Genomic DNA, 17,530 nt, shown 5'->3' with positions numbered 1-17,530 from the left:
GTCTTTTACATCAACAAACCTATATGCTTATAGAACTAACTTTTAACTAGACATGCTATAGTAATAGCATCATCACCCTCTGTAGTATCTACATCAAATCCTTCTTCAACTGTCACTACTTGGTCTTCCTTTTCAATAATCATTTCATTTTTAATTTTTTCATCCTTAACTTTTTCATCTTTAATTTTTTTATCTTCCATTTTTGTTTCCCCCTTAATAAATTTTATTTTTTACTCTTGATTAGTCTATTATAATATCAACAGTAAAAGAGTTATCACCTTCATCGCTTGAAACATCAAAGGTTGCTTCTTCAATTATTTCTGTTTCATCACATAAATCCTTTGGCTTCAATTGAGATGTACCTTTTAATTGCGTTTTCTTATTCATAGGTGTACTAGCACACGTCTTTTACAGCAACAAATTTATATGCTTATAGAACTAATCTTTAACTAGACATGCTATAGTAATAGCATCATCACCCTCTGTAGTATCTACATCAAATCCTTCTTCAACTGTCACTACTTGGTCTTCCTTTTCAATAATCATTTCATTCTTAATTTTTTCATCCTTAACTTTTTCATCTTTAATTTTTTTATCTTCCATTTTTGTTTCCCCCTTAATAAATTTTATTTTTTACTCTTGATTAGTCTATTATAATATCAACAGTAAAAGAGTTATCACCTTCATCGCTTGAAACATCAAAGGTTGCTTCTTCAATTATTTCTGTTTCATCACATAAATCCTTTGGCTTCAAATCAGATGTATCTTTAACTTGAGACGTATCCTTCAATTGAGATGCACCCTTAACTTGCATTTTCTTATTCATAAAATCTCACCTCCTTTATTAGTAATAGCTTCCCATAATCCCCAATTGATGTCACATATTTCCTTTAGATTAATTTTTTAAAAAAGCACTTACTAGTTACATATAAAAATGCAACGCTGTGCGCCCCTAAATTAAAAAGTAACTTTTGAAATTGTGGTCAGTTTTCATGTTACTTATTAATTCTGGAGGTTATACCACTTATCCAGGTCTCCTTGTTGCTCTGTTCTATTTTTTTATACTTAGCTTAGCAACGCGCACATTATTATCTCCTTCATTCAAAATCCTTGCCAATGTTTTACGACGAATAAAGTTGAAATTATTCCTTGCTTCAAAAACATCATAATCAAACTCATAGATTTCTGAATTTGAATTGATATTTATTTTAGATTTCATTATCAGTTTTTCAAACAAATAAACCTGCTTATATTCAGAATTTATTTCATTCTCAAACTCTCTATCCAATATGTTTTCAATGAATTCATACTGCTTTTTAATTAAAACCCATTTATCTTCTTGAAACATTTTATCCTGAATAATATAATCTAACCTTATAATATCGTCTTGATACTTTTCATATAACTTAACTAATCCCATTTTTTTGATTAAATAAATAATACATGCTGTAAACACGTTAAATGAATTTCTTAAAACAGATAACAATAGAGGAAATTTAGAATACTTCTCTCTTATTTCACTTTTGAAACTAAAGAATTGTAAAAATACTTCTTTGTGCTCTTTTATGTAATCAAAATCACCTTTTGTATAAAGACCTTTTATAAAAATTGATGGTTCTATACATTTTTCATCAAAATATAAATGGTCAACAATCTTTTTAGTTTCATTAGTTTTTGGTAATGGCATAAACATATGAAGAGATATATTGTTAATTCTATTTATGAACAATTGCTCTATTAAATCAATAGTCATTTTAAAGTCTTCTATTTTTTCATCAGGAAAACCATAAATAAATGACAAAGTGGATTTAATTCCTACCTGTTCAATGAATCTAACTTTGTCGAGAACATTATTTAAATCTAAATTTTTATTTAAGCTTTTCTGCATTTTTGGCGACCCTGATTCAATACCAAGAAATAAATTTTTACACTTTGCATCAGCCATCAATTGAATTAACGATTTGTCTAAAACATCAATTCTTGATGAACATCCCCAGAAATAGCCATTACCATCTTCCAACATAAAATTGCAAAAATTTACAATATGTTCCTTATTTGCAGTAAACATATCATGTTGAATTGTAAAATAACGAAAACCGTACTTTTCATTTAATAACTTCATTTCTTTCATAAGTACCTCAACAGGTTTTATTCTATATCTTCGCCCCCAAAACTTGCTTGTACTACAAAAAGAGCAATTAAAAGGACAACCACGCCCACCTTCAATGCTTATTACTTTCATTTTTTCTACTAAATAAGGCTTGTAATCATATGGTGTATAATTTCCCAATTCTTCATTATCAATAAAATTTTTCTGTTTGTTAATAATAACCTTATTATATTTACGAAATGCGATTCCTTCCAATTTTTCAAATCCATAATTTTTCTCAATTGCATTCATTAACGGAAGAACAGTTTTTTCTCCTTCCCCTAAACCAATATAGTCAATAAACCAAAACTCATTCAAACACTCCTCAGCTAATAATGTCGCATGAGGTCCTGCAAAGATAATAATTATATTTGATTGTAACTTTTTAATCCTCTCAGCAATTCGTAACGAGTAATAAAAAGAATCACACATAGTATAGAACGTGACTACATCTGGTCTTTTTTGAATTATTTCCTTTGAAAATTCTATAATATTATCATTAATCGATTTCTTTAATTCTAATTGATTGTTAGCTATTTTAGTTGTAAAACTGATAAGTTCAACATCATGTTCTTCCTTTAATAAATCCCTAATGATCAATGGTCCTAGCTGAGGCTCAAGCCTAACCTTTACAATGCTTATGCTATCAATTAGTATTATTTTCACAACTAACTTCTTCCTCCTTATCAGATTCAAACTTGTAAGGAGCAAATGTAGACATGAGGATATAACGACTAGATTTTGTTTTTGCTTCATTTGATTTTGATTCAAGACTATTCATTAGATCATCCATCTTCTTCTTAGCCATCATAATTTCTTCCACATCTTCATCAGATAACATTGATATAGTGTAAGAAATACTCTTTTTATCTTCCTTACTCAATGAAACAATAATATCTTTTGTTTTTTCTCCCATTTCGTTAGCAATTTGAATTAGTGCATTTTCACCTCGAACTCTTGTCTGTACTTTGACATCTTCACTTTCTTTTTCAATAAAGAAATATCGTTCGACACCAAAGGAACTTTCTTCTTCTATACATGAAACCATACCTTCTCTTACCAGATAATCCAAATAGAGGGTTGTCCTAATAAGATGCATATTTAACTTCCTTGAAATCTGTTTAACAGTTTTTCTATCACTATATATATACGACATAATATTTGAAACTATTTTCGCATCTATTTCTTCATCAAACTTGTCCCCAATGCGACTACCAAATGTTACAGTTGTTATAAGTTGACTCATTATCTTCTCCTTCCTTCTCTAAAAAGAAAACTCTTTAATTGCTTGATCAATATTACAGTTGCCTATACATGCTAGTCCAAAATTGTCTGGATTCAACAAGTCATACACACACCTATTTACATCATCCCTTGATAACTTCTCAATGATCCTAATCTCATTCTCAGGAGAATAAATCATAGGCTTCATAGACATATTCAGCAATAAATCAGCTTGTGTAGACATATCATTTCTTGCAGCAAGCTTTTGGTAAATTATATTTTTTTTAACTCTAAGCAACTCATCATCTGAAAATCCTGTTTCCCGAATTTCATTTAGATTTTGTATCATAATCTTAACAACCTCTGGAATATCTATATTTTTTGCAACAGCAGTTATTCCAGATGCATAAAATTCATTAAGAGTTTTTATAAAACCTCCTACTTTATACGATAAACCAGTATCCATCCTTAATCTATAGGCTATTCTATTAGATAATGTAGGATCACAAAGAGAACATAATAATAATGCGAGTACATTTTCCATTAGAGCTGAATTTTCATTAGTAATCTTTCTATAACAGACCGAAACGATAGAATGTTCACCTTTATAATTAGGGTTAAAATAAATGCTCGGTGACTGTTGAACATTTTCATGATGTTGGATAGTTTTAATATCATCTAATTCACCAAACAGATCTTCAATAAGCTTCTGCATTTCGTAATAATCAATATCACCAAAAACAACAAGAGCCGAATTTTCAGGCGTATATGTATTTTTTACTTTTTCGTTAATTTGATCAAGAGTAAAATTTTTAATATTCTCTTTTTTCCCAACAATAATCCTCCCAATGCCTCTTTCCCCAAACAATGCTTGTAAACTCCTATCCGATATTTGATTAAAAGATGAGTAAAAAGATACTAATTCTCTCTCAACTACACTTTTTTCGCGATTCAAAGTTGTGATCTCAAAAGGTTTTGGCTTAAACACCAAGTCTTTTAATATTCGCAAATAAGTTTCCACACCATCAGACAGCCCACTAATATAATACATCGTATTAGCCTTATAGGTTGTAGCATTATATTTAGCTCCAAATGAGTACAAATCATTTACATAGCTTTGTATATCTAAATTATTCTCATATTGAGCAAATATCATATGTTCTATAAAATGTGAAATACCATTTGATTTATCCTCCTCGTGCATGCTTCCCTGATTTACAATAACTCCAGTCTTTACTACTCTAGTGCCTTTTTCCCTGTGTAACATAATTCTCATTCCATTGCTCAAATAATAAGTTACTACATCAAACATATATATCTCCTAATCTACAAAAGTTTACTTATTAACTACTAATACCCTATAGTCAACAACCAATAATAATATTCTAATTTACATTTTTATACTCAAATGTATAAAATATAATATATTTCATAATATATACTATTGCGAATATTATGTCAAAATATTTTTACAACATATTTTGACATAGTATATGTATATTTATTTTCCTTATAATGATATAAATAACTCAGACACACAAATATGCTACCTCAGGTTGCACTATTATTCTGAAAGCGAGAAAAAGTTTCAAATCTGGGTGAAAAGTTAAAATTGTACTTGAAGTTTTACAGGAGGATAAAACCGTAAATGAAATTGGTGCTCATTGTGAAATCTATGTATAATCAATTAAGTAAATGAAAAACTTAATTGATTAGTAACTCATCAAAATCATTTAGTAAGAAAAATGATGAGTTATAGAACATAATCGGTTATATGAGGATTAAAAGGATAAACTATTTAAAATTTTTATGAGTGCTTGTATAATCTATACTTCTAAGATATGAATTTACAAGAATTGTGTTATTGGAGAGTCTGTAAAATATTTTGTGTAAATAAAAAAGTGCTCTTTCTTGACAATAATTCAGGTGAAAATATTTACAATAATTGTAATAAAGCGTTTTTTATGTCTTAAATTTCTAAAGAACTTTTAAGAGAATTTATAAAATAACAAGACTTCTAAAGTCCAGATGATGTCCTTATATTAGCATTTGTATTTGTTAGGAATTTTAAAAAGAGTCAAGACCACCCGTAAACGGGTCAATAAATTCTTTTAAACTTATTTGATCATCAGTAATACCTTCTTGTAGTTGGTTTATTTATATACTTTTCAATTGCGTTTTTATTTCTCCCTACTGTATCTATATAATATCCTTTACACCAAGACTGTCTCTTCTCGTACTTATACTTTAACTTTGCATGTCTATCAAATATCATTAGCGAACTTTTTCCCTTTAGGTATCTCATAAATTGAATTACGCTAATTTTAGGTGGAATGCTAACTATAATATGTATGTAATCTAAACATGCATTTGCCTCTATAATCTTCATACATTTATGCTCACATAACTTTCTAAGTATTTTACCTATATAAACTTTAATTCTTCCGTATATCACTTGCCTACGGTATTTGGTATAAAAACTATATGATACTTGTAGTTCTATGTTGTATAGGATAAAATATTTGTGTCTTTCATTAGATGACCTCCTATGTTTTAATATTTGCGACTAGCTAGACCTGCTTTTATTTTAGCATAGGAGTTTTTTTACTTAACGGCATAAGACTTTGTCTTCCACTTGCTTAGCAAGTGGTTTACTTTGTTACACAAAAAAATCAAGACTTGAATTACTTCAAGTCTTGATTTTCATGGTGCGGCGGAGAAGATTCGAACTCCCGACCAACTGGTTCGTAGCCAGCTACTCTATCCAACTGAGCTACCGCCGCATATTAGGTTTTGGTGGCGGAGAAAGAGGGATTTGAACCCTCGCGCCGGTTACCCGACCTACGCCCTTAGCAGGGGCGCCTCTTCGGCCTCTTGAGTATTTCTCCATGCCTAAGTTATTAAAAATATTTATAAAGTAAAATTTCTTTATATAAAAGAAAAAAATACTAAGTTTAAGCCTTAAGTATTTTACAGTAAAAAAATGGCGGAGAGACAGGGATTCGAACCCTGGGTACGCTCACACGTACGCCGGTTTTCAAGACCGGTGCCTTAAACCAACTCGACCATCTCTCCGTATCATTTGACATAGTTATTTTATCAAAATCTCAATACCATGTCAATGTTTTTATTTAATTTATTTTAACATCACTAATCAAGTGATGATGAATAGGGTGTTAAAACAAAATCAAAGATGCTCTAGCTTAGAGCATCCCTGGCGGAGAAAGAGGGATTTGAACCCTCGCGCCGGTTACCCGACCTACGCCCTTAGCAGGGGCGCCTCTTCGGCCACTTGAGTATTTCTCCGAATATTGGCGGAGAGAGTGGGATTCGAACCCACGGTACGCTCACACGTACGCCGGTTTTCAAGACCGGTGCCTTAAACCAACTCGACCATCTCTCCATGTCTGCTGACAAAGACTATTATAACAACTTTAATGACTTTAGTCAACAGATTTTTTTATGAAATTTAAAGTAATTTTACCTACATTTAGTTTTTACTTTTTAATTATTTTATTATAGTTCTTCCAGCCATATATGGTCTTAAAACTTCTGGTATTGTTATTGTTCCATCTTCATTTTGGTAATTTTCAAGAATTGCAGCTACTGTTCTTCCTACCGCAACCCCTGATCCATTTAGTGTATGAGCAAAGTTTGGTTTATCCTTTGGAGTTTCCTTGTATTTTATATTAGCACGTCTTGCTTGGAAATCTTCAAAGTTGCTACAGCTTGATATTTCTACATATTTATTGTAGCTTGGCATCCAAACTTCTATATCGTAAGTTGTAGCTGAAGAGAAGCCTAAATCACCTTTACAAAGCTTAACTACTCTATATGGAAGTCCTAAACCTTGAAGTACCTTTTCTGCATCTCTAGTTAATTTTTCAAGCTCCTCATAGGATTGTTCTGGCTTTGTAACCTTAACTAATTCAACTTTATTAAATTGATGCTGTCTTATAAGACCTCTAGTATCTCTTCCTGCTGATCCAGCTTCTGCTCTAAAGCAAGCACTGTAAGCAGCGTGCTTTATTGGAAGCTCTGCACCATTTAATATTTCATCTCTATAAAGGTTAGTTACTGGCACTTCTGCTGTAGGAATTAAGAAGTAATCTGTATCTGTAACCTTAAAAGCATCTTCCTCAAATTTTGGAAGCTGTCCTGTTCCCATCATACTATCCCTATTTACCATAAATGGAGGTAATATTTCTGTGTATCCACTTTCCTCTGTATGAGTGTCTAAGAAGTAGCTTATTATAGCCCTTTCAAGTTTTGCACCTAGTCCCTTGTATACAGTAAACCTTGAACCAGTTATTTTACCTGCTCTTTCCCAATCGAATACATTTAAGTTCGTTCCTAGATCCCAATGGGCTTGTGGTTCAAAGCCAAAGCTTGTTGGTTCTCCCCACTTTCTAACCTCTACATTATCTGCATCAGAAGCTCCTTCTGGTACATCCCCATTTGGAATGTTTGGAAAGCTTAATAATATATTCTTAATTTTTTCATCTATTTCAGCTACCTCAGTATCAAAAGCTTTAACATCTTCTCCTAACTTCTTCATTTCTGCCATTATAGGAGCTACATCTTCCCCTGCTTTTTTACGCTTTGGTATTTCTGAAGATACTTGGTTTCTTCTGCTCTTTAAGTTTTCTACTTCTACTAGAATTCCTCTTCTTTTTTCATCTAACCCTATTACTTCATCTACTAAGGAAACATTAAAATCCTTACTTCTTCCAAGTAGTCCTGCTTTAATTTCATCTGGGTTATTTCTTATTCTTTTTAAATCTAACATATCTATTCCTCCTATGCTTTATATACTTATTTAAAGTTTATTTTACAAGATTTTTTATAAAAATAGTTTATTACAGAACAAGTCACTTTTAAGATGGACTTTGAAGGAAATTAAATTTCCCCAAAAGCTTATTCTTTTGCCAAAGCCTTCCCTGTAAAATATACAGGGTTATCCTTATAAAGTGTCCTTAAATAAAACAAAAAGAGCCTCTCGTCCCCAAAGGGACGAAAGACTCCGCGTTACCACCCTAATTGAATAAGTAAAATACTTATTCCTCTTAATAATTTAACGACATTGCCGTACTGCTCATCACAGTCCCTCAGAGGCGGATTCACAACATAAAGTGTATCAGCTTCCACCAAATACTGACTCTCTTTAACACTATATTACTGTTACTATTCTCTTCTATGGTTTAACTATTTTATTATTAGTATAAATTTTATGCCAAAATCTATACAAATACTTATATTTTATATAAATTTTATTATCTTACCTAGGATTTGTCAATGACTTATTATAAAATCATTTCTTATCTCTTGGTATATTTTTAGTACATATAATATCTATTCCAGTATTTAAGATATTCTTGCACACTATGTCTCCAATATTCATAGGAGGACCTACATGAATTCTACTTAAAGCTTTAGAACATTCTATCCAAAGTTCCTTATCTATAGGTTTAGAACTCTTTACTGGCATCACATCATGTATTGAAGAACCCTTTACTCTAACTATACTAGTTAATATATCTTTATCGCTCATCAAACTAATCATTCCTTACATAGTATCAAATTCTTTTATTCTTCCTAGAATAATCCTAGAGTTTTTAGAGTGCTTAACAATCTCTGTTATTTTCTTTCCTGTTTCTCTTGCTAGTATGGAAATTATCTGCTCATTACAGTAACAACCTCTACAGCTTCCAAAACCTGCTCCAGTCCTTCTCTTGATGCCTTCTAAGGTTCTAGCTCCTAAGGGTCTTCTTATAGCATCTACAATCTCACCCTCAGTAATGCTTTCACAGGCACATATTACTTTTCCATACTTTTTATCTACCCTAATTATTTCATTTCTTTCATCATTGGAAAGCTCTTTAAATTTATAGTATTCTCTTCTTTTGTCAATGAAGTCCTTCTTTAACTTACAATTTAAATTTCCAACTACTAAATTACAAATATTAAGGGCTAAAGCTGGGGTCATGGTAACTTGACCATAGTGTCTAATCTCTACATTGATATAACCATTTTCATCCACATTATTATCAATTCTCACTGGTTCATCAAATAGGTGCCAATCTAGCACCATCTTTATTCTATTGCTATCTATTGATTTTAGCACAGGGGATAATCTTTTTATAACCTTATCATAGCTTACATTTTTATCATTACTGTATGCACCAATAATTTCACCAGCTATGGTAGGCCTAATATAAATTCTTTCTTTCCCCTTTATATCAAAGATTATATTAGAATATAGCTTTTCATACTTTTTATCCAGCATAATATATTTTAAGTAATTCTTATTGTATGTTCTTTCTGGCTTATTATCATAACCTCTAGTTAGCTTCTCATCTAGTGTAGTGTTTATTACAATCTTACAAGTAAACTTATTCTTATTTGTTTCTACTTTAAAGCCTTTAGTAAGTTTTTCTATGCTTTCTACTTCTTCTTCAAGCTTAAACTTTACCCCATTATCAAAAGCAATTTCCCCATAGGCTAATGCAAGGTCATAGGAACGAAGTACTCCTGTATTAGGAATATAAAGTATCTTTTTTATATCTTTATCTAAACTTGGCTCTAATTTAAAGATATCCTCGCCCTCTAAAAGTTTTACATCTTCTATTTTTTTCTTTTGAGCTCTTTTATACATGCTATCAATAAACTCTTCTTGCTCTTTATCCTTAGCAATATAAATAGAACCACATCTTTTATAAGGCACATTAAATTTACTTGCATATTCCTCTATCATTAAATTGCCTTTTCTTATAAGTTTTGAAGATAGTTCATCTTCACTCTCTAATCCATCATAAATAGTTGCTGTATTTATTAAAGCAGTGTCACTTCCTATATCATAATCCTTCTCTAATACTGCAATATTTAAGTTGTATTTTGAAAGTTCATAGGCAAGGGCACAACCTATGATGCCCCCACCTAGTATTAATATATCATAATCCATAGTATCCTCCAATAAGGTCAGTTATTGTGATAAACTGTTGATTAAGTTTCCAAGTTCAGTTATATATTCACCATATTTTGCCCAATCACCACTTTTTTGAGCTTCTATGGCCTTACTATAGATTTCCTTAATCTTGTTCATATCTCCTGTTACTACAGGTTGCCCTGGAGTATTTGGTTTGCTACCACTCTCATCTTTAATATTAAAAATATTCTTTAGAGCAGTTTCTATATTAGGAGCTAATACTAGCTTATCCCCATAACCAACTATAACATTTTTCATCTCTGGTATACTCTTATCACCTGAAGCTCTAAGATAAAGTGGCTCTACATATAATAGCGAATTTTCTATTGGTACTATTAATATATCTCCAAATTGAACTTCGGAGCCTTTTGTATCCCAAAGAGATAACTCTTTAGAAATAACTGGGTCCTGATTTATCTTTTGCTTAAATAGCATTGGGCTATATATTGTTCCTCCTGTTGGAAACTTATATAGGAACATCTTTCCATAGTTTTCTCCATCCATTCTAGCCCCATACATAGCAACCATGTTATCTCTACCCTTAGTATTAAAGTACTCTAAAATTACCATCTCTTGTTTACTTTCATTTGGTAACTTCATAGTAACATAATCTGCTTCATTAAACTTCTGTTCAGCTTCCACTTTTTCTTTATCCTCAGCCATAGACCATACATCATCACCATTATAAAACACTCCTGGATCTGATACATGATATTTAGATAATACATTAGATTGAATTGTAAATAAATCCTCTGGATATCTAAAGTGAGCTTTTAAATCCTCAGAAAGTTCGCTGCTCTTCTTGAAAAGCTCTGGAAATATTTTTGAATAAGTCATTGCAATAGGATCACTTTCATCAACTACATAAAAATTAGTGTCCCCATTATAAGCATCAATAACTACTTTAACTGAGTTTCTTATATAGTTAATGCCATCCATAGGTTGAGAGAATGGAAACTTATCTGAAGTAGTATACCCATCTACTATCCAGTAAAGTCTATTATCACTTATAACAACATAAGGATCTTTGTCATATCTTAAGAATGGAGCTATTTTATTAACTCTTTCCATAACATTTTTATGAAGAATTATTTTACTGTCACTAGTTATATCATTAGATAATATAAACTTAGGATTTTGTTCTTTTAATGCAAAAATAAGCTTATTTAGGAAAGTCATTTTTATTCCTGCATTGCCATCATAGTTATTAGTAGCATTTTCACCACCAACTGGATAATCAAGTTCTCCAAGTTTAGTGTTTACAATGCTATAGTCGTTAGAACCCTCACCAAAATAAATTCTTGGGTTTTCAATTGGTATATTGGTTTCATTTGAAATTGGTATATTACTCATTATAAAGTCTGGCTGTCCTTCGCTAGTAACAGAATTAACCTTACTCATTACAACTCCATAGCCATGAGTATAAGCTAAATGTTTGTTTTGCCAAGTGATTGAGTTATCATCTAACTTTTCAAAATCTAACTCTCTTGCTGCCACAAATACTTGATTATATTTACCATTAATATTATATCTATCAATATCAATATCATTAAACTTATAATAATATCTTATATACTGAAACTGATTATAAAACTCTAGAGCTGGTCTATAGGAGTTAACTTTAATGTTATCTATTATTTCTTCATTTTCCTTTAAATTTTCACTACTTAACTCATTCTTAATCTCAAAGTTCTCTTCTTTTATTTCATCAATATTGAAAGCCTTTTTAGTGTAGTTTATATTATGTTCAATATAAGGTTTTTCTAGAGACTTTTCATTAGATTGAACTATAAACTTCTGAACCACTCCAGCTGCTAAATTTTCTCCAATCATTAAAATTACAATTAAAACTACAGAAATTATAATAGGTTTAGCCTTCTTAGCCATAATACTAAAGAACACTACGAAAGCTCCAACTAAAGCTACTATAGTTATAACCTTAAAGAATTTTAAAGATACTGCTACATCTGTATAACTTGCTCCAAACACAATTCCCCTTGGAGAGTAAGCCAAGTTCCATCCACTTATCATGTATCCAAGGGATATAAGAAGCATTATAAATGCAGCAACTACAGCTAATTGTTTTCCTGCAAAGGAAGTTATTCCGCTAGTAAGATTTTTAATATTTCTTCCATCTACTTGTACATTTTTACTAAACATTTTATCCTTTGCTGTAAGTATCATGTAAATAACAAAGGTACCCACCACTAAAAGTATCATAAAGGATATTGAACTATTATATAGCGACTGAATTAATGGCAGTTTAAAAACAAAGAAAGAAATATCCTTGTTAAAAATTGGGTCCGTTAAAGAAAATTCTGTAGAGCTTGTATACTCTAATATCTTATACCAATACTCACTAGAAAAAGCTATGGAGAATACCATAGAAATTATAAAATTTATAACAAGAAAAATCTTAAAGCTTCTTCTTTCTTTTACCTTATCTATCTCAATTACCTTTTTAATTTTTCTTATATTAGGTATTAAACTCCTATAATAAATGGTTATTCCTATAAATACAACTAAAAATACTGGAACAGTAAGTTTTAATACTGCCATAATTTTTGTAAAGTATACAGAAAGATATCCTAATTCCTTAAACCATTGATAATCAATGATTATATTTATACTAGATGCAAGGATAGCTATAATTACTAAAATTCCTAATATTATGGACGTTGCTATTTTTTTAGTTTTCACTCATATCACCTCTTACCCTTATTAATTAATTTTCCTAAAGAACTTTGTTTTGTTTCAATTGCTCCCACTGGGCATAACTCTTGACAACAAAAGCATCTTATACATTTTTTCATATCCCACTCCGGATACTTTTTACCATTTTTCTCTGTCATTTCTATTGCCTTTGGATTTTCTGGACATACTTTTTTGCATCTACTGCAAGAAATACACTTCTCTGGTATTAAGTGCGGACTAGGAGCAATAAGCTCTCTTAAAAAGTTTGTAACCTTAGGACTTATAAAATAAAAATCTCCACCCTTCCTACAAAGTTCAAAATCCTTAGCTTTTAAGCTTTCTAATTTTTCTCCTAGTACTTCTATATCCTCTGGTAAAACTGGTCCATATCCAGAATCATAAGCCTCCTTTAATACTGGTGTATCTAAAGGATTATCATAGCCTATAAGCCTTACAGCTGTTGAATCCACTGCAGTAATACTTCTTCCCATAATTAATGTATTAAGCTTATAGGGACTTCCTGATTTAGGTCCATTTCCCTCCATTGCAACTATACCATCCATAATAGCAAAACTAGTTTTAACTACAGAATTTAGGTCTAAAAGCATTTTGCAAAAGTTTTCTGCTTTAGGCATCCTAGTATGCCAAGTGGCTTTTCCTGTGCCTGGTATGCAACCAAACTGGTTTTTTATTGCGCCAGTGAAGTAAGCCATGGCATGAGTTTTAAGTTTAGGTAATGTTATAACCACATCTGCTTCATAAGGTGCCTTGGCCACAGTCCAAGTTTTACATAGAAGTGAATTTTCTAGCTTTGCATTTACACTTTCATTGAAGTCTACATAGCTTACATTATACTTTTCAGCAACAGCTATAAGTCCACATTTTTCTGCTGCTTTTCTTCCATCGCCAAACCCTGGAGAATCACCAAAGACTATATTGTCACTATACTCCCTAATAACCCTAATAACTGCTTCAAAAACAGCATAATGAGTTACTACAGGAGATTCCTTATGCTCTACACTAAGTAAGTTAGGTTTTAGTAGTACCTTACTATTTAGAGGAATTAGTTCTCTTAAAAACTTTTCTCCCCCAAGAAGTTTAAAGCCTTCTCTAATCTTACTTTCTATTAAATCTACATCATAGCTTTCACATTTTAATAATGCAACCTTTTCCAAAGCCTTTCCCCCTAAAATTATTTATGTCTACATTAAAGTAATTTATTACACTTTTAAATTAAAAGTATTTTATTTATACTTAGTTAATTATAGTTACTTCATAGGAAATTTTTCTTTAATCTTTATCTTTAGCATCAGCTAAATATCCCTTTGTGCTCAGTTCATTGATAATTTTATTTAAAATATCTTCATTATCACAACTTATTGTATGCAAGTGCACACCATTTGTTATAGCTGATAATGGTTCTGCAGCATAATCCTGAAACTTTTCTACAAAGCTTTCCAAATCAAATAAGTTTTTTATCATAAGCATTGCCTTTATTTCCCCATAAAGAGGATGTTCAACTATAACATCTTCAATAGTTGCACCATACTTTATAATAGTTTTTAATTCATCTTCCATATGGTTTTTAGAGTGACTTACTGCTATAACTCTCTTTAGGGCGTTAGAATTATCTATTAGCGTGATATAACCTTCTGGGGTAGCAATAATATTTAGCCCTTCTGCCCTTATGATAGCTATATCTTTTACAATTACTTGCCTTGTTACATTAAACATTTCAGCTAAAACTTGCCCCTTTAAAGGCTCTTTATTATTTATGAACAATTCTCTTATTTTATCTCTACGGCTTTTAGAACTCATATTTTCCTCCATATAATAATTCTTGTACTATTTGGTGCTACAAACTTGTATTTTTGCCTATAAATATATTTTATCATTTAATGGTAAATAATATAATGAATTTCTCCTGCTATATAAAATTATTATAAGTTTAGCCCTTATAGTTTTAAACTAGAAGGGCATATAGTAGAATTCTATTTATTATTTTTCATTAATTATATTACTTATTGGAAAAATAATCAAATATCTTCATTATTATATAGAGAATAGGAATTATTATATATATGTTTATATTTAATAAAACTATTCCCTCAAAATTAAATAACTTAAAATATTTAATTCCTATTTGTATAGATATAAAAATTAAGCTTGCTAAATATAAAATAGCACCTTCTTTCAATTTAGCTTTTGTACTTTTTTTAGTTACACCACTGCTTCTTACATACTTAAAAAATGCATATATTACTAAAACTGCTATAAAAACTTGTAATATAGTATCTAAGCTTACTGAATAATTAAAGATTATAGTTCTGTCTTTCACAAAATCTTCTATAGAATATAAAATATAGTCAGTAGCAATAAGAACTATAGAAATTAGAAATAACATAGATATATTAGACAATATAATTCTTTTCCTATCCTTTGGTGTGCTCTTTAGTTCTTCTATTATATTTTCACAAAAGTCTTTATAGCTCCCCCCTATAACTTCATCTACAGTTTTTCCTGCTTCTTGAGCTTCTAAGAAGCTACTCAAAATATCCTGTATGGTAACTTCTATTTCCTTCTCTGGTAAAGCTGAAGTTCTAAAGTATACCATAATCTCATCAAATATAACTCTATACTCCTTATCTAACTTCTCCTTATGAATATTGGTATCCTTTATATAATTTTTTACTATCCCCATAACTAATCCTCCATAATATTACTTACAACCTTACTTAGGTAATTCCATGCATCTTTAAAGCTTTCTAACTCTGCTTCACCTTTTACTGATAAGCTATAATATTTTCTTTTAGGTCCAAAAGGAGAGTCTTTCATTGTAGAATTTAAAAACTCATTTTTCTCCAGTCTTATAAGAAGTGGATATATACTTCCTTCACTTATATCTTCTAATCCGTAATTTTTTAACTTCTCAACAATTTCATATCCATAGGTTTCTTTTTCATTTATTATCTTAAGAATACATCCTTCTAGAATGCCTTTAAGAAGTTGCGTTTTATTAGCCACAATATCACCTACCTTGCAATACAAGTTACCTTATAACTACATTGTATTGCATAGTAGTTATAAAGTCAACCACCTTTGGTAGATTTATGAAATATGTAATGTAATTTTTCAATGAATTGCTCTACTTAAGTTTGAAGAGGTTTTTCCATTATATAAAAGTACAAAATAAAAACCTCTAGGATAGATCCACCTTATTGGTAAGATTATATCCTAGAGGTTATATCATTAATTTTTATCATCATATTCCTTAATAATTTTAGTGTAATCACAACTTATATCTCTTTTATGGTGATCTCTTATGACACCTAAAAACTTATCACTATAATTTTTATGTTTTAAAAGCTTGTAGCCCTCTTCTCCATGATTATAATAAACATGAATCTTTTTAAAATTGCTATAGTTCTTTAATTTTCCCTTAGTAAATTTATTTAATAGTACTAATACAGATTTATCTATTGGATTAAGCTTTTTATAGGACTTTCCTATATCATGAAGTAATGCAGCTTTTATTAAAGTCTCATAGTTGAAATCTTTATTGTTTTTATTAAAGCTTTCTTTATTTACTTCCCTCATAATATCCTTAGCTACATTAATGGAGTGTTTTCTGTCATATATGGGTAACTTATTGAAAAGCTCTATTTCACTATGATTTAAATACTTATTAATTAAAGCTAAATCTTCTTCTGTTATTTTTGCAGTGATAGCTTTAACAAATTGTTGTATTCTATATACTGCCATACATTTCTCTCCTTAGAAATAAATTAGTTTAGTACTTCTAAAATTCTTTACTCATTGTTATTTTGCTCTTATTATTAGCATTCTTACTACTAGCTATTTATTAATTATTAAAAAGCTATAGATTATTATGGCTAATAGTTATTTTTTTATAAAGTAAAAAAGCAATCCAAATGGATTGCTTTTGGTGGAGATAAAGAGATTCGAACTCTTGACCCCCTGCGTGCAAGGCAGGTGCTCTCCCAACTGAGCTATACCCCCAAGTATGGTGGACCTTCAGGGACTCGAACCCCGGACCAACCGGTTATGAGCCGGTTGCTCTAACCAACTGAGCTAAAGATCCATATATTACCTGGCGACCACCTACCCTCCCACAAAGTCTCCCTTGCAGTACTCTTGGCCGTTTAGATCTTAACCTTCGTGTTCGGTATGGGAACGGGTGTATCTTCTAAACGCATCATCACCAGATTTAAGATGTTTGACACCTTACATTTAACATTATACTAAGCTGTTTTTATTTTGTCAACAGCTTTTTAATGTTCTAAGAACAGTTTATTGTTCTTTCAAAATTGCACAGTGAAATTATGTCTTAGGTCAAGCCCTCGACTTATTAGTATTAGTCAGCTAAACATGTTACCATGCTTACACCCCTAACCTATCAACCTGATGTTCTTTCAGGAGTCTTACTGGCTTACGCCATGGGAAATCTCATCTTAGGG

The 17,530-nt window shown here is 30.7% G+C and carries 16 protein-coding genes, 7 tRNA genes, 2 rRNA genes, 1 pseudogene and 1 other annotated feature; all 26 genes and pseudogenes read right to left on the bottom strand.

The annotated features are described in order from the left end of the window. Nucleotides 1-35 precede the first annotated feature (35 nt). Nucleotides 36-200, bottom strand: a complete 165-nt coding sequence (locus C661_RS24090; RefSeq protein ID WP_017417052.1) for a hypothetical protein — start codon at nt 198-200, stop codon at nt 36-38. A 40-nt stretch (nt 201-240) separates the two neighbouring features. Next, nucleotides 241-387: a hypothetical protein gene (locus C661_RS23795; protein ID WP_157785712.1), complete on the bottom strand. Its 147-nt coding sequence runs from the start codon at nt 385-387 to the stop codon at nt 241-243. Nucleotides 388-438: 51 nt separating this feature from the next. Continuing rightward, the gene (locus C661_RS24085) at nt 439-603 is read right to left on the bottom strand and encodes a hypothetical protein (RefSeq protein ID WP_017417050.1); all 165 of its coding nucleotides are present in this window, start codon (nt 601-603) and stop codon (nt 439-441) included. Between the two features lie 40 nt (nt 604-643). Continuing rightward, on the bottom strand, nt 644-826 hold the full coding sequence (locus C661_RS0119695) for a hypothetical protein (protein WP_017417049.1): 183 nt from the start codon (nt 824-826) through the stop codon (nt 644-646). 225 nt (nt 827-1,051) lie between these two features. After that, nucleotides 1,052-2,815, bottom strand: coding sequence for a B12-binding domain-containing radical SAM protein (locus tag C661_RS0119690; protein WP_017417048.1), 1,764 nt, complete (start codon nt 2,813-2,815; stop codon nt 1,052-1,054). Beyond that, nucleotides 2,796-3,305: a hypothetical protein gene (locus tag C661_RS0119685; RefSeq protein WP_192812677.1), complete on the bottom strand. Its 510-nt coding sequence runs from the start codon at nt 3,303-3,305 to the stop codon at nt 2,796-2,798. Before C661_RS0119685 ends, C661_RS0119690 begins: the two co-directional genes overlap by 20 nt. Before the next feature lie 108 nt (nt 3,306-3,413). Next, nucleotides 3,414-4,685, bottom strand: coding sequence for a M16 family metallopeptidase (locus C661_RS0119680; protein WP_017417046.1), 1,272 nt, complete (start codon nt 4,683-4,685; stop codon nt 3,414-3,416). Nucleotides 4,686-5,440: 755 nt separating this feature from the next. Then, nucleotides 5,441-5,857 (bottom strand): annotated as a pseudogene (gene tnpA, locus C661_RS22380) (IS200/IS605 family transposase). Between the two features lie 222 nt (nt 5,858-6,079). Next, nucleotides 6,080-6,156: transfer RNA gene (locus C661_RS0119670), tRNA-Arg, on the bottom strand. A gap of 14 nt (nt 6,157-6,170) precedes the next feature. After that, nucleotides 6,171-6,261: transfer RNA gene (locus C661_RS0119665), tRNA-Ser, on the bottom strand. Between the two features lie 96 nt (nt 6,262-6,357). Next, nucleotides 6,358-6,448, bottom strand: a tRNA-Ser gene (locus C661_RS0119660). Between the two features lie 140 nt (nt 6,449-6,588). Continuing rightward, a tRNA-Ser gene (locus tag C661_RS0119655) sits at nt 6,589-6,679 on the bottom strand. 6 nt (nt 6,680-6,685) lie between these two features. Continuing rightward, a tRNA-Ser gene (locus C661_RS0119650) sits at nt 6,686-6,776 on the bottom strand. A 105-nt stretch (nt 6,777-6,881) separates the two neighbouring features. Beyond that, nucleotides 6,882-8,162, bottom strand: a complete 1,281-nt coding sequence (gene serS, locus C661_RS0119645; RefSeq protein ID WP_017417045.1) for a serine--tRNA ligase — start codon at nt 8,160-8,162, stop codon at nt 6,882-6,884. Nucleotides 8,163-8,379: 217 nt separating this feature from the next. Continuing rightward, nucleotides 8,380-8,579: a binding site (T-box leader), on the bottom strand. Nucleotides 8,580-8,684: 105 nt separating this feature from the next. Then, nucleotides 8,685-8,924, bottom strand: a complete 240-nt coding sequence (locus tag C661_RS0119640; protein ID WP_017417044.1) for a DUF1667 domain-containing protein — start codon at nt 8,922-8,924, stop codon at nt 8,685-8,687. A gap of 15 nt (nt 8,925-8,939) precedes the next feature. Continuing rightward, nucleotides 8,940-10,334 carry an NAD(P)/FAD-dependent oxidoreductase gene (locus tag C661_RS0119635; RefSeq protein WP_017417043.1) on the bottom strand — a complete coding sequence of 465 codons (1,395 nt, stop codon included), beginning with the start codon at nt 10,332-10,334 and terminating at the stop codon, nt 8,940-8,942. Nucleotides 10,335-10,355: 21 nt separating this feature from the next. Then, nucleotides 10,356-13,058: a UPF0182 family protein gene (locus C661_RS0119630; protein WP_017417042.1), complete on the bottom strand. Its 2,703-nt coding sequence runs from the start codon at nt 13,056-13,058 to the stop codon at nt 10,356-10,358. Nucleotides 13,059-13,063: 5 nt separating this feature from the next. Continuing rightward, nucleotides 13,064-14,227 (bottom strand): DUF362 domain-containing protein, encoded by a 1,164-nt coding sequence (locus C661_RS0119625; protein WP_017417041.1) that lies wholly within the window; start codon nt 14,225-14,227, stop codon nt 13,064-13,066. Nucleotides 14,228-14,342: 115 nt separating this feature from the next. Next, entirely contained in the window at nt 14,343-14,870 is a 528-nt protein-coding gene (locus tag C661_RS0119620; protein ID WP_017417040.1) for a transcription repressor NadR, read from the bottom strand. A gap of 199 nt (nt 14,871-15,069) precedes the next feature. Next, nucleotides 15,070-15,753, bottom strand: a complete 684-nt coding sequence (locus tag C661_RS0119615; protein WP_017417039.1) for a DUF1048 domain-containing protein — start codon at nt 15,751-15,753, stop codon at nt 15,070-15,072. Nucleotides 15,754-15,755: 2 nt separating this feature from the next. Continuing rightward, nucleotides 15,756-16,076: a PadR family transcriptional regulator gene (locus tag C661_RS0119610; RefSeq protein ID WP_017417038.1), complete on the bottom strand. Its 321-nt coding sequence runs from the start codon at nt 16,074-16,076 to the stop codon at nt 15,756-15,758. A gap of 225 nt (nt 16,077-16,301) precedes the next feature. After that, nucleotides 16,302-16,814, bottom strand: coding sequence for an HD domain-containing protein (locus tag C661_RS0119605; RefSeq protein WP_017417037.1), 513 nt, complete (start codon nt 16,812-16,814; stop codon nt 16,302-16,304). A 182-nt stretch (nt 16,815-16,996) separates the two neighbouring features. Further along, a tRNA-Ala gene (locus C661_RS0119600) sits at nt 16,997-17,072 on the bottom strand. Between the two features lie 5 nt (nt 17,073-17,077). Then, nucleotides 17,078-17,154: transfer RNA gene (locus tag C661_RS0119595), tRNA-Ile, on the bottom strand. A gap of 7 nt (nt 17,155-17,161) precedes the next feature. Next, nucleotides 17,162-17,279 (bottom strand): 5S ribosomal RNA (rrf, locus tag C661_RS0119590). A gap of 122 nt (nt 17,280-17,401) precedes the next feature. Further along, nucleotides 17,402-17,530, bottom strand: a 23S ribosomal RNA gene (locus tag C661_RS0119585); the annotation flags it as partial.

Origin of the sequence: Clostridium tunisiense TJ, assembly GCF_000300195.1 — a bacterium.
Lineage (GTDB): Bacteria > Bacillota > Clostridia > Clostridiales > Clostridiaceae > Clostridium_J > Clostridium_J tunisiense.
The sequence above is the reverse complement of the archived record's forward strand: the minus strand, read 5'-3'. Positions and strand labels throughout refer to the sequence as shown.